Source organism: Pedobacter sp. AC163 (assembly GCF_979258665.1).
This window is the reverse complement of the sequence record NZ_OZ409872.1, coordinates 1,551,475-1,565,460: the sequence shown is the minus strand read 5'-3', so window position 1 is coordinate 1,565,460 and position 13,986 is coordinate 1,551,475. Positions and strand designations below refer to the sequence as shown.

12 protein-coding genes are annotated in these 13,986 nt (G+C 38.1%); 3 read left to right on the top strand and 9 right to left on the bottom strand.

Annotated features, from left to right (window positions below; all coding sequences use genetic code 11):
• Positions 1-6 precede the first annotated feature (6 nt).
• Positions 7-1,206 (bottom strand): tyrosine-type recombinase/integrase, encoded by a 1,200-nt coding sequence (locus ACZZZK_RS06575; RefSeq protein WP_463483454.1) that lies wholly within the window; start codon positions 1,204-1,206, stop codon positions 7-9.
• Positions 1,207-1,291: 85 nt separating this feature from the next.
• Here ACZZZK_RS06575 and ACZZZK_RS06570 point away from each other — a divergent pair, with 85 nt between their 5' ends.
• Together ACZZZK_RS06570 and ACZZZK_RS06565 are read left to right on the top strand one after the other, a co-directional pair.
• Positions 1,292-1,696 carry an EVE domain-containing protein gene (locus ACZZZK_RS06570; protein ID WP_265797946.1) on the top strand — a complete coding sequence of 135 codons (405 nt, stop codon included), beginning with the start codon at positions 1,292-1,294 and terminating at the stop codon, positions 1,694-1,696.
• A gap of 47 nt (positions 1,697-1,743) precedes the next feature.
• A complete protein-coding gene (locus ACZZZK_RS06565) occupies positions 1,744-2,343 on the top strand; it encodes a hypothetical protein (protein WP_463483453.1) in 600 nt (199 codons plus the stop codon).
• Here ACZZZK_RS06565 and ACZZZK_RS06560 read toward each other — a convergent pair.
• Both ACZZZK_RS06560 and ACZZZK_RS06555 read right to left on the bottom strand, forming a co-directional pair.
• Positions 2,333-3,523, bottom strand: a complete 1,191-nt coding sequence (locus ACZZZK_RS06560) for a cation:proton antiporter domain-containing protein (RefSeq protein ID WP_463483452.1) — start codon at positions 3,521-3,523, stop codon at positions 2,333-2,335. The genes ACZZZK_RS06565 and ACZZZK_RS06560 overlap by 11 nt on opposite strands.
• Before the next feature lie 69 nt (positions 3,524-3,592).
• Entirely contained in the window at positions 3,593-4,114 is a 522-nt protein-coding gene (locus ACZZZK_RS06555; RefSeq protein WP_056849543.1) for an acyl-CoA thioesterase, read from the bottom strand.
• Between the two features lie 357 nt (positions 4,115-4,471).
• On the opposite strand from ACZZZK_RS06555, the gene ACZZZK_RS06550 reads away from it, so the two are divergent.
• Positions 4,472-5,962: an alpha-amylase gene (locus tag ACZZZK_RS06550; RefSeq protein ID WP_463483451.1), complete on the top strand. Its 1,491-nt coding sequence runs from the start codon at positions 4,472-4,474 to the stop codon at positions 5,960-5,962.
• A 61-nt stretch (positions 5,963-6,023) separates the two neighbouring features.
• On the opposite strand, the gene ACZZZK_RS06545 is transcribed toward ACZZZK_RS06550, so the two are convergent.
• The 6 genes from ACZZZK_RS06545 to ACZZZK_RS06520 form a co-directional block, all read right to left on the bottom strand.
• The gene (locus ACZZZK_RS06545; protein WP_463483450.1) at positions 6,024-6,950 is read right to left on the bottom strand and encodes a hydroxypyruvate isomerase family protein; all 927 of its coding nucleotides are present in this window, start codon (positions 6,948-6,950) and stop codon (positions 6,024-6,026) included.
• A 26-nt stretch (positions 6,951-6,976) separates the two neighbouring features.
• Positions 6,977-7,909 (bottom strand): FAD:protein FMN transferase, encoded by a 933-nt coding sequence (locus ACZZZK_RS06540; protein ID WP_463483449.1) that lies wholly within the window; start codon positions 7,907-7,909, stop codon positions 6,977-6,979.
• A gap of 68 nt (positions 7,910-7,977) precedes the next feature.
• A complete protein-coding gene (locus tag ACZZZK_RS06535; RefSeq protein WP_463483448.1) occupies positions 7,978-9,297 on the bottom strand; it encodes a Gfo/Idh/MocA family oxidoreductase in 1,320 nt (439 codons plus the stop codon).
• 35 nt (positions 9,298-9,332) lie between these two features.
• The gene (locus ACZZZK_RS06530; protein ID WP_463483447.1) at positions 9,333-10,298 is read right to left on the bottom strand and encodes a formylglycine-generating enzyme family protein; all 966 of its coding nucleotides are present in this window, start codon (positions 10,296-10,298) and stop codon (positions 9,333-9,335) included.
• Positions 10,299-10,438: 140 nt separating this feature from the next.
• A complete protein-coding gene (locus tag ACZZZK_RS06525; RefSeq protein WP_463483446.1) occupies positions 10,439-11,716 on the bottom strand; it encodes a type IX secretion system plug protein in 1,278 nt (425 codons plus the stop codon).
• A 231-nt stretch (positions 11,717-11,947) separates the two neighbouring features.
• The gene (locus tag ACZZZK_RS06520) at positions 11,948-13,855 is read right to left on the bottom strand and encodes an ABC-F family ATP-binding cassette domain-containing protein (protein ID WP_463483445.1); all 1,908 of its coding nucleotides are present in this window, start codon (positions 13,853-13,855) and stop codon (positions 11,948-11,950) included.
• Between the last annotated feature and the right edge of the window lie 131 nt (positions 13,856-13,986).

The window sequence follows — 13,986 nt, the reverse complement described above, 5'->3', positions numbered from 1 at the left end:
CAGAAGCTAAAACAAATCATTTGTTGATGGTTTGATCTGATTCTTAAATAGTCTTTCTTTTATGTACAACGTTGTTACCTGAAGGTTCGCATGTCGATTTCGTTGTCGTATTTCTTCGAAACTTGCACCTGCTTCAATATCATAATAATTGGATGTATGTTTTAAGGCGTAAAGCTTTAGGTGATTAGGAAGACTATATTTATTTTTGAAGAATCTCCAATTCTGGCTAAAATAGTCTGAGCATACTTGGGTTGCAGCAGGCTTGTTTCTTCCACCGAATATAAACCAATTTTGAGGGCAATCAATTATCAGAACTTTCAAAAGGCCGATCATTTCTCGATCTAATTTAAAGCGAGCCTCATTACCATTCTTTGTTTTTGTATAAGGGATAGTAAGTGATTCATTTGTAAAATCGACGTCCTCAATTTGTAATCTGGTTAACTCCAATGGTCTGATATTATACTTGAAAAGGAACTTACTGGCAACATGTAAACCATAGAAACGCTTATCTGCCGAAAGAAGGGTAGAGACTTGCAACAACTCCTCCTTTTCAAATACCTTAAAGCGTGTTGAATCGTTTCGTGTGTTCTTTTTTACAACCCTATCGCAGGGGTTGTCTTTGATTACTTTTAAATCTTTTAAGTAATTGAAAAAAGTCTTTATATCGATAAGATATGTATTGTAGCTCACTTTACCCCAGTTTCTTTCGAATGCTTTTGCATCTAGAAAATCCTTAATATCTAGATTTGAGAGAGATTGAGCTTTGACATTTGATAGATTCTTTTTTTGAAGAAATGACCTGAAATGCTTCATCAAGATTTTATTGTTCTTCAATGTCTTTTTTGCGATAGCTTCATTGGTTAATGCTTCTTCTCGTTTAGATATCCAATAAACAATGCATGCTTCGATTGAAGATTTCTGGTCTAATGTTAAATCGTTTTGCCCATTTGTCAAAGGATTCCAGTCTTCAATTAATAATGAGACGAGCTCTAGGATTAACTTCTTTGCTTCTAACTTAATCTGTTTGGTGTTGCCATCATTCTTTCCAATGTATTTCCTAATCCGTTCTGTTTTGTTAGTTTTGGGGTTTAGATAATAGAAATAGACGAACGGCTTATTCGAGCCTGTAAATGTTTTCGGAATGCTTAAATAGAATTCATAATCTTCCCAAATGTGTATAAGTTGGGAGTGTTTTGACTGTTTCATTTTGTCGCTTTTGTCGCCACTTTTGTCGCCAATCCGAAAATTGACTTATAAATATGCCTTAAAAGCACTTTAAACAAAGAAAAAAATGAATCATTGGTTAGTAAAATCAGAACCCTTTAAATACAGCTGGCAAAAGTTTAACGAAGATGGAAGAACTTTTTGGGATGGTGTGCGCAATTATCAGGCTAGAAATAATTTAAAAGCCATGAAAGAAGGCGATTTGGTTCTTTTCTATCATAGCAACGAAGGTAAGAATGTAGTTGGAATAGCCAAAGTGGTGAAAGAGTTCTATCAGGATCCGACAACTGATGATGCCAATTGGGTAGTGGTAGATTTATCGCCAGTTGAAACCCTAAAAAATCCGGTATCTCTTGAGCAAATTAAAGCTGAGCCTAGCTTGGTAGATATCTCATTGGTTCGCCAGGGGCGTCTTTCTGTAATGCCGCTAAAAGCGGAAGAATTTGATAAGATTTTAGAAATGGGCAGTTAAATTTTTATCAAACCCATGATAATTATCTCAGTTTTAAACACCGTATTATGAAAACAAGAATACTATTTGTAGCTATTTTATCAATCAGTACGTTGTTTTGCAAAGCGCAAATTTCGGATGGAATTAAACCTTACATTGCCATTGTAAAAACGAATGATACCAAAATTAAAGGCTTGTTCTTTAAAATAGATTCTCAAACGGTTCTGCTTTATTCTGATGAAAAATACCATAAAATAAAAACTTCAGAAATAAAGTCAATAAAATTAAGGGTAACGAAAGCAAGCTATGAATTGCAGAGTTATGTTTTCAAATACGTTGGAAAGAAAGATCCCAATGAATACAAATACACCAACCAGCAAGGAAAAGCGGTAGACAAATGGGGAAGAGGAGAGCCTACACCAGATGAAGAACTTGCTGGAGCTGTTGGTGGGGCAATATTTGGAACAGCGATGGAAGGCGTTGCAAATATTATTGCCGGGTCTTTGCACAATATAAATCCAAGCATTGCTAACTATAAATTCCGTAGAGGGTTTGATTATAGTCAACTGGAAGCACTTAATTACTATTCGGTTTATTATCAGCAGAATCCAAATACCCTGGCCGAGCTTAACAAAATTAAAGCATTGTCGGCGGGCTTTAAGCCGTAGTGCTTTCCTCTACTTTTTTATTGCTAAATGCTATTCCTAAAGTCATTACCAAACTAGATCCCAATACCACCAGAAACAAGAATGATGTTCCTACCTCAGCAATTTTCAGCGAAGCTGGTAAATTGAAATAAAGCAATATACTAATCAATCCCCGTGGGGCAATGTATAAAATTGGGGCAATCGAATCTTTCTTAAAAATCTTCAGGAAAATAAGTCTGATCACATAAATTGAGGCTAAAATAATAAGTCCGTTGGCAATAATGGGCCAATTATTAAGTTCATTTATGTTCATGGTAAAACCGAAAATAACAAAGAAAAAGGTCCTTAAAATAAATGCACTTTCTGCTGATAACTGGTACAGTTGAGATAAATCAGCAGAGAGATTTTTGTATAAAAATACACCTCTGAACCACACATTTCGAATGGTATCGGCATTATTCAGAAATAATCCTGTACTCAGAATTAATACCAGCGAGGATAAATGATAAGATTGACCGATGGCATACACGAGTATCAAAATGGAAATAATCAAGAAAAACTTAATATGGTGAACCAATCTGCCCATGATGTACAATAAAACAACACAAGCAATTGCCGATAAAAGAATAATCAAAAATGTACTTAAACCTAGTCCAATAAAAGCCGATGTGGTGAGGGAGTGATTGGTAATGGCAAAATTAAAAATGATAATCCCTAAAATATCAGAAAACGAAGATTCGTACACCACAAATTCTTTATCTTTGCCACCCAAAGCTGCTGCAGAGGGAATGGCGATGGCAGAGCTGATTACACTGAAAGGTATGGCGTTAGCAATGCAGGTGTATAAATCTTTATGCGAAATTTGGTAAATAATTACGGTGATAATGGTGGCAGTGCCGAGTAATACAGTTAGCGCAGAGAAAAATGCACTCTTGATAATTTTGTTTTTATTTCGATCATATTTAAGCTCCAATGAACCTTCAAAAACAATTAAAATTAATCCAACGGTACCTAAAGTTGGTAAAATGGATAGAAAATTGAAGGTTTGAACTTTTAAGTTCTCTACTAAAAAACGAAGGCCAATACCCAGCAAGAGCAGTAGTAAAACCGATGGTATTTTGGTTTTACTTGCCACTAAATCAAACAGATAGGAGAAAATAACTAATCCGCTTAAAATTATCAGTATGGTATATGTAGTCATATTTTGAGCGAATGTTAAGCTACTAAAATAAAACAAACATGTTAAGCACCAAGAAGTTTTTTGTAAAAATTATGCTTTAAAAAATAGCGCTTTCAATTCGCTGGCATCGTCCGGATTCATTTTACCACCTAAAACCAGGCGTAACTGTCTCCGCCTTAACGCACCCTCAAAAAGCTCAATTTCTTCTGGAGTTTCTGCAATTAGTTCGGGTACCGGAATGGTTCTGGCGCTTTGATCTACCGCTACAAAAGTATAATAGGCTTCATTGCTTTTCTGGCGTGCACCACTGGGAATATTTTCTGCCCAAACATCCAGCCTCACTTCTACCGATGTATTAAAAGCTCGGGTAACTTTGGCCTCGATGGTAATTACATCGCCTAATTTGATGGGGTGTTTAAAAGAAACGTTATCTACAGAAGCAGTCACTACAATACGATTGCAGTGTTTTTGAGCAGAAATAGCTGCAGCAATATCCATCCAATGCAATAAACGGCCACCCATCAAATTGTTGAGTGTATTGGTATCGTTGGGTAATACCAGTTCATTCATAATGGTAAAACTCTCTCTGGCAAATTTCTTTTTTAAGCTCATATTCAAGCGCAAAAGTAAATAAAATGCGCCTTAAATCAGCATTCCATTAATCATTTGAAAAGCAAAGCTTCTTCCTCTGCTTAACGTTCGTCCTGCTCTCACTTCAATCTTTTAAAATTTGTTGGTGCTTCATTTCAAGAATATGCTTCAAATTTTAAAAGGATTTCCGTTAAATCAGGTTTAGGTACAATAGGCAGTTCAAATTGCCCAACCTGTTTACTGTGCTAGATATATTTTAACTATAAATTCGACTATCTTTAAACCATCTCCTTAAATACTTACCGATTTACTTTTAGCTTACATTTCTGGAAAAACAATTGCCAGAAACTCATGTTATCATATCTTAAAATTAAATTAATGCAGAATCAAACCTTAATTCAATATTTTCATTGGTATTACAATGAAGAACAAAATTTATGGAATAAAGTAGCGCAAGAAGCTACGCATTTGAAAGAAATCGGGGTAACTGGGGTTTGGTTACCGCCAGCCTATAAAGCGAGTACAGGTGGCTATTCAGTTGGATATGATGTTTACGACCTTTTCGATCTTGGAGAATTCGATCAAAAGGGAAGTGTAAACACACGTTATGGTTCTAAAGATGAATATTTGAAAGCCATTAAGGCCCTTCAAGATCAAGGAATTGCAGCGGTTGCAGATATCGTTTTCAATCATAAAGCCGGAGGCGATGAATTGGAAAAAGTGCCTGTGAGAACCGTTAATCCTGATAATAGAAATGAATTCACCAGCGATGTTTTCGAGATCGAAGCGTGGACCAAATTCACCTTTCCAAATAGGGCAGGGAAATACTCACAATTTATTTGGGACCATCAATGTTTTAGTGGAGTAGATTGGGCAGAAGACCTGAAAGAAACTGCAATTTACTCTATCCAGAATCATCTGGGCGAAGGTTTTGAAGAAGTTCCATCTACTGAACTGGGTAATTACGATTACCTCATGTTCGATGATATTGATTACCGCAATCGTGCCGTTGTGGAAGAGTTGAAATATTGGGGAGAGTGGCTTGTGGAAACTACCAACATAGATGGATTTAGGTTGGATGCGGTTAAACACATCAATCCTGATTTTATTAAAGAATGGATTGACCACCTGGAGGCAAAGTTTAATAAGAAGTTTTTTATTGTTGCCGAAGATTGGAATGTAGAAAATACCGAATCGCAAGAAGAATACCTGCGGTTAATGGAAGGCAAAACTCAGATTTTTGATTCCCTGCTGCATCATAATTTCTTCCTTGCCAGTAAGGATGGAAACGGTTTTGATATGCGCACTATTCTTGATAATACGCTGATTTCGATCTCGCCTGAACTTGCTGTAACGTTTGTTGATAATCACGATTCTCAGCCTTTACAAGCCTTGGAAAGCTACGTAGAATTCTGGTTTAGACCATTGGCATATTCCATCATTTTACTAAGAGAACAAGGAATTCCGTGTTTGTTTTTTCCGGATTTATACGGTGGAATTTACGATGATAAAAATCCTGAAGGAGAAGATACACATATCGACCTCGCTATTTTACCAGGCCTGGACATCATGACAAAAATTAGAGCTCATTTAGCTTACGGGGAGCAACGCGATTATTTTGACCACAACAACTGTGTAGGTTGGACAAGAGCTGGAGATGAGGAACACGAAAATAGTGGGGTTGCAATTTTATTAAGCACAGGTGAAGAGGGATTTAAAAAGATGGAAATAGGGCAGCATTTTGCTGGAAAAACATTTGTTGATGCACTTGGATATCGAGAACAGGAAGTCGTAATTGATGAGAATGGCTGGGCAGAATTTCACTGTAACGCCGGTAGCGTATCGGTTTGGGTTTTAAAAACCGAATAATATTGATGATAATTTGAAGGTCGAGATTACTAATCCCGACCTTTAAATTACCTTGTAACTTTTACAAAAAATTATCTTCTTTTCTATAAGCAGAAATTACAGTTAACTCTCCTTCTTTTCCAGGTTGCGAGTTTCCGTGTTCCATACCCATCACACCTTTATAGCCTTTTTTATGAAGGTGCTTAAACAAATTTTTATAGTTGATTTCTCCGGTAGTAGGTTCCTTTCTACCCGGATTGTCACCAATTTGGATATAGGCAATTTCATCCCAACAACGGTCGATCGTTTTAATCAAATCGCCTTCGGTGCGCTGCATGTGGTAAATATCGTACAAAATTTTGCAAGCCGGACTTTGAACGGCCTTGCATACAGCATAAGTTTCGTTAGTTTTCTGAAGAAATAGCTCTGGCGTATCGCTTAGTGTTTCCAATACCATGATTAAGCCATGTGGTTCGAAAAGTTCGGCCCCAGCCCGCATCGCATCAATTACATTTGCAAACTGATTTCCATAAGGCAAATTGCGTTCGTAAAAACCCGGAACAACGGTAAGCCATTTCGCATTACATCTTTTTGCTGCTTCAACCGATTTTTTACAGGTTTCTACAAATTTATCCTTAAACTCTTTTTTACCCGTGGTTAAAGAAGTTTTCCAGTTATCGCCGCCATCTACAACGAAAACTCCCATTCGCATTCCAAGCCGAGCCAGTAAGGCACCAATCTTTTCTTGCTCTTCCACAGGTCGGTTTAAGTAACCATTATCTTCAATAGAGCGGAAACCCTTATCGTACATGAATTGAATTTGATCGAGAAAATTTTTACCCGCATGATTAGCGAACATCCCTTGGTGTGGCGCATAGTCCATATTAAAAGTTTTGTCGCTCAATATTGGCGTAGATTTTTCAGCAGCAAAGGTCTCTGTAAATCCAGCTCCTGCTGTAATTGCGCCAGCAGTTAACAGGCTATTTCTTATAAATTCACTTCTTTTCATTTGTTGGTTTTTAAAAATGTAAAGACTTAGTTTTTAATTAATTTCTTAAATCCATTTGATAAGGTATCGGCTACAGATCCATCCTTTTTTCGGTAAACAAAATAAGCTTCCAGGTATTTTCGATTGGCTACAAATTTTAAAGCATCATCTAGATGCATGCCCATCAAGGCATTATCGTACCCATCGGCTGTAATGGCGTCTTGTGCATAAACGGTTACACTTATCATTTCATTATCCAAAGGATAACCCGTTTTCGGATCAATTAAATGAGAGATTGTTTTTTGCCCGCTTTGATGGAATTTTCTATAGTTGCCCGATGTTGTAATCGCTCCGCTATTTAAAACTGCAATATGCCTGATTACTGGTGTGCCATCTTTATCTGGTCCCTCAATTCCAATTTTCATTGCGGTTCCGTCTGGTTTAGGGCCGACAATTCTAATTTCACCACCCAGTTCGGCTACAAAGCTTTTAATTTCTTTGGTGGTCAAATAATTTGCAATCAGATCTACACTGTAACCTTGTGCGATGCCATTAAGATCGATATTTACACAAGGCGATGATTTTAACAGCATGTTGTTTTCCAATTTCAGTTTCTCCATTCCTGTGCACTTCAAAATCGTTTTAATTTCTTCGGCACCTGGTTCCCTATTATTTTCTGCAGGACCAAATCCCCAGGCTTGAACTAGTGGAGCCACAGTGATATCAAAAATCCCTTTGGTGTCACGGTTAATTTCAAAACTTCTTTTTAACACCGCATCTAAATAGGTGTCGAGTTTCGCTCCCTTTGTTGACGAATTAAATTGGTTGATGAGTGAGCCCTTTTTGTAAAGAGACATCGATAAATCAATTTCATTTAATAAGCTATCGATTCCGCTTTTGGTAGCAACGCTATCAGTAGCATAATACATAATGTGATAGTCTGTTCCCTGGGCTAAACCCGAAATCTTATATTGATTCAATTCTTTAGAACTGAAAATCGAAAAGATTAACGGAAGGCAGAGAAACAGATATCGGTACATTATTTTAACTATAACACCTTGGTTTTTCCGGGCATAGCAATTGGATATAACCCATTCGCATCAGGCATCAACTTAGGGTTTGCATCCCAGGCAAAACGCTCGGGCATTAAACTATTGTCGGCAGCTAAGGCTTCATCCCATTTAATGGTTTGGCCTGAGTAAGTCGCATATCGGCCAATTATGCCGGTTAAAGTGCTATGAGCGCCATATTCAGCGTTATCAAATTTATACTCCCCTTTTGAGATGGCATCAAAAAGCTCATCATGCTCAGTTTGGTATGGATTTGCATTTCCTTTTGTATTGTGATTATAGATTACATTTCCTTTCCAATCCCACAACTTCGCCTGGTTTCCGGCTGATAAATAAATTTTTCCTTTTGTACCCTGGAAAGTTTCATCAACCCGGTTAGGAACGCCTTCGAAATGTTTACATTGGCTATAAATCACCGATCCATCTGCATAGGTTAATTCCACAGCGTGATTATCATAAATTTCTCCATAATCTTTTCCAGTTCTCCAGGCCCTGCTTCCCGTACCCTGCACTGAAACAGGATGTGTACCTTTTACCCAGTTTGCAATATCGATATTGTGGACGTGCTGCTCTACAATATGATCGCCACATAGCCAGTTAAAATAATACCAGTTTCGCATCTGATACTCCATTTCAGTTTGATTTGCCGTACGCGGTTTCACCCAAACGCCACCACTATTCCAAAATACCTGACCAGAAACGATATCGCCAATGGCGCCCTCTTGAATGCGTTTCATCGCTTCGCGATAGTTGGCTTGATAACGGCGTTGCAACCCGACAACAACGTTGAGCTTTTTGCTTTTGGCAATTTCTGCTGCGGCTAAAACTTTTCGAATTCCCGGTGAATCAACTGCAACAGGTTTCTCCATAAAAACGTGTTTTCCTTGCTTAATGGCTTCTTCAAAATGGATTGGTCTGAAACCAGGAGGCGTTACGAGCAATACTACATCTGCCAAAGGAATTGCTTTCAAATAAGCATCAAAACCAACAAACTGACGTTCTTTAGGCACGTCCATTTTGTCGGCAAATTTGGTGTTTAAAGATTGGTAACTGCTATCCAAACGATCTTGAAAAGCATCTGCCATAGCTACGAGTTTGATGTTGAATTTAGTACCTAGTGCTTGAAATGCTGCACCCGTACCTCTGTCTCCACAGCCTATTAAGGCAATTTTAATGGTATCGCTTCCCGAAGCATAGGCTCCGGCAAGCGGAATGCTGCTTAACATAGCGCCACCAGCGAGCAAGGCAGATGATTTTAAAAAATCTCTTCTATCGTTTGTGTTTGGTTCGTTTTTCATTCCTGATTTTGGGTTTGTGGTTTTATCAGTTCGGTTTATAAATCTTTTATAGGTTGTTTATTATAATAGGCTTTTATTTCTGCTTTACTTGGGGCTTTAACCGGGCGGACCAGGCGCATGCCAACAAAAGGGGCTTCAGGAAACCACCAATTGCTTTTCGGAATTTGCGGATCAAGCTGTTTCCAGGATGGATCGGAAGCCAACCTGGCTGTTGATCGAAGATTTTCAGCTGCTTCATCGTAGGAGCCGCCACGAACAGCATGTGGATATAGCTTTTCGGGCTTAGCGACAGGGTTTTCAGCTATTTTACTTTCGCCGAGTTTGTAAAAATCAGCAACATACTGATCATAGGTCCATTCGCTCACATTGCCATGCATATCAAACAGGCCCCAGGCATTTGGTTTCTTTTGCCCTACCTGATGTGTTTTATTATCACTATTATCGGCAAACCATGCGTAATCACTTAATGTCGCGGCCTCATTGCCAAAAGAATATGCTGTGCTAGATCCTGCTTTGCAAGCATATTCCCATTCTGCTTCGGTAGGCAAGCGATAAAAAATGCCGGTTCGTACATACAACCATTTACAAAACTGGATAGCGTTATATTGGGTCATGCCCACTGCTGGCTGGTTTTCTTTTCCCATGCCAAAAGTCATATCCAGATAGGGCTTTGTGGGCCGTGTAACTGCATCAACCTCTGCTGGAACAGCAGCTGTACTGGCTTGCTTTTCGAAATCACGATACAAAAAAGGTTCGAAAACATTCCAGGTTACTTCGTACTTGCCCATCCAGAAAGCATCTAACTTTACGTGGTGAACGGGTTGTTCATCTGGTTTTCCAGTTGCGCTTCCCATATAAAATGTACCTGCAGGAATTGGCTCCATGTCAAAGCTCAACTTGGTACCATTAATGTTTTGGGTGTACGATTTTGCGGTATCCTGGGCATAGGCTTGCAGGCAACTAATTGAAATTAATGCAAATGCGAAAATTGGTTTAAACATAATTTTGGTTAGAAATGCCTTGTGAAAAGCATTTACGGTTACTCAATAATCTGATTACTAAAGTAATTAACCAATATTAAACTGACGAAATTTAATGTAACAATAAAGGTATAGTTGACAATTAATCGCAGTTCTCCGCACTAGCGCCTATCAACTGCTTTATTACTGATATTGGCAAAACCAACTAAGGTTTCCCATCTCGCACCAGGGCGACGATAATACACAAAAACCTGATAGGTGTTTTCTGTTTCGAAAAAGGAGCCTTCAAAAGGCTTACTTTCCAAAGTCTTGGTTTCGTTATTGTACCAGGCATACTCGTAATCGTATAGCCCTTGCTTCAGCATAATATTGGTATAAAACTGTTTCCGCCCTGCATCATAAATCATTTTGTTTTCTTTACTTAAAGTATAGTTATTAAAACGACCAATTACATAGGCATCGCCATTGGCTGATGGGGCAGGAGCATTCAATGTGAAAAGTACCCCCATATATTCGGCTTCAGTTTTGTCGTCTCTTCCATCAGTATTCTTGATGAAGAAATTGCCATTTTCATCATATTGGTTGGCAAAAGCACCAGTATTCCTAGGCGCATCCTGAAAAAGCATTACGTTTACCGATTCACTATCACGATAAATATCTTTCACATTATCGGCTTTGTATCGTAAACTTCTGGTGTCAAATTTTCTGAATTCATTATCACCCCAAAAATCGTTGGTGGTCAAATCGTTAAATACAAGTTGATTAGGACGGATAAATGAGGGACGGGTATTTAGTTGTGCGGTATTGGAGTTGAAATTCTGCATCACAATCGCCTTCAAATCCTGATAAGGATTAGGAATAGGCATGCTGTGATTGATGGTAAAATTGATCTTTTGCTTTGTATTCCGATTTGCCACCTGCATAGATTTGGTAACCTCTGCTGCCACGGCCACCTGATTATCTACAATATAAAAACGCTGCGATACCACTGGCTGATTTTTATCGCCATCGAGGTAAACTTTTAATAAATAATTTCCGCCAATTTTCGGCTGTATCTGTGTATTAGGGAAATTTAATTCATAGTGGGTATACTTCCTGGTGGTGTTTGACGAGTAACGGTAGTAGATGATCCTATCGTCATTAAAGCCGCCTAAATAATCTATTGTCGATATTCTTGAAGGTTGCCAGTCTGAAGTACAATGCTCTATAGAATACCAATAGTTTTTAGTTCCTGCCAGCAGATCATCGAATGAAAAGGTAATCGTTTCTGATGAATTTAACTGAATAACAGGCAAACTTTGCTCACGGGTGCTGTTGTAACAAAGAACCGTTTTAATATTAGGGAGGTATATTTTATTCTCGTAAACGAAGTTTTTATCGGTTTGTGAAAAGCTTAGGGTGGGGATGAAAAATAAAAGTATTACAATTAGTTTTTGCATGGTTAAAAGTAAATAGTATTAACCACAGATGAAAAGGATAAGCACAGATATTTTTTAATTGTTTTAAAAAGCATTATGTATGTTATTGAATCGTATCTCTAAACCAACGCATAAGTGTCATTAGAAGATTTTGCTCTCGTTTGACGTGTCTCCGTGGCAAAGAACAACAATAAAAAAGCCACAGAATTTTTTCTGTGGCATAATTTTTAATCTGCTAATCTGCGGCAAACACTAGCTTTCCAGCTCCATAATTTCGGCAGCTAAATTTTCCCATTTCGTTTGGTTGCTATCTAAATCCTGTTTGGCAGCTAAATAACGTTTGTTGGCTTCGGCCAATTTATCAGCTTTGCTGTAAACATTCTCATCAGCCAATTCTGCTTCAATATTTTTTACTGCTGCTTCCAGCTCTGCAATGGATTCTTCAACCTTTTTCAATCCATCATTCAATTTTTTCAATTGACTGGCTGTATTTGGTGTAACAGCTTTTGGCTCTTCTTTCTTCTTTTCAGGCATTTTTACCGGAATAGGTTTCGATACCGGAATTTCACGTTTGCTGTTCCACTCTTCATATTCAGCATAAGTACCAGGGTATTGTTTAATCTGTTCATTTTCGATAAACCAGATTTTATTGGCAACATTATCCAGGAAATACCTATCGTGAGAAACGGCTATAAATGTGCCTTCAAACTGTTGTAGAGCCTGAATCAAGATGTTAACAGATTGAATATCTAAGTGGTTGGTAGGCTCATCGAGAATTAAAAAGTTCGAATCTGTTGTCAAAGATTTTGCTAAAGCCACACGAGATTTTTCACCTCCCGATAACACCTTAATCTTTTTGAAAACATCATCTCCTGTAAATAAGAAACAGCCTAAAATACCACGTAACTCCGTATCTGTATGTTTCGGTGCGAAAGCTTGTAGTTCTTCAAGAATGGCGTTGTCAAGATGAAGCGACTCCAACTGGTGCTGGGCAAAAAAGGTAGTGGTTACATTATGACCGGTTTCGCAGAAACCTTCAAATTTCTCGGTGCCGGCAATCATCCTCAATAAGGTTGATTTTCCTTTACCATTCGCACCAATCAAGGCAATTTTATCGCCTTTTTCAATTACTGCTTCCGCATCTTGAAGAATGTGAACATTAGGATAATGTTTGGTGGCGTGTTCAATCCGAACTACGTGTCTGCCTGATGGTTTAGTAAATTTAAAACTGAAATTAACCGTTGGGTTATCATCATCAACATCATCAATGCGTTCCATTTTATCTAAAGCCTTCATTCGCGATTGCGCCATTTTAGCTTTCGATGCTTTTGCCTTAAAACGTTCGATCAAACGCTCTTCCTGCTTAATTTTTGCCTGTTGATTTTTAAACTCACCCTTTTGGATTTCTCCACGTAGTGCTTTTTCTTCAACATAGAAACTGTAATTTCCAGCATAAACGTTTAATTTTCCTTTGCGAGATTCAACCGTACGGTTTACAATTTTATCAAGGAAATACCTATCGTGTGAAACGATTACAATTGCACCTTCAAAACTCGCCAAGTAGGTTTCCAACCATTTAATGGAAGGTAAATCCATGTGGTTGGTTGGCTCATCCAAAAGTAAAATATCTGGGTCTTGCAATAAGATTTTGGCTAGCATTACACGCATACGCCACCCTCCAGAAAAGGTATTTAGTGGACGGTGTTGGTCTGCGGTACTAAAACCCAAACCTGCCAAAATTTCATTTGCTCTATATTCAATGTTGTAGCCATCCAAAGCTTCAAATTCCTGCTGCTTATCGCTTAGCTTATATAAAACTTCTTCACTGTAATCAGTTTCAATTTTTTTCAGTAGCTCTTCAATCTCATCGTGTAGCTGGTTTTGGCGCTCAAAAGCTTCCATGGCCACATGCAAAATACTATGGTGCGAATCGTAAGAAAGCAAATCCTGGTTTAAATAGCCGATTTTTAAGTCTTTAGACATAGAAACCGTGCCCGAACTAGGCGCATACTCGCCAACAATTATTTTTAAAAGTGTTGATTTTCCTGTACCGTTGGCGCCAATTAAACCAGCTCTATCACCGGGTTTAATGTGCCAGTTCGCCTCGTCGTATAAGGCTCTTGAGCCAATTAGGAATGTTAAATTATTTATTGAAATCATTTCGGCTGCAAAAGTACGAATTTTAAAGGCTTGTTTTATGTCGAAAATTAAATAGGAAATTAGCTTGATATAGCCAGTTTTCTTCAGATTTAGGAAAGCAAAGAAACTATAATTTCTGTTTTTTAGGCGAA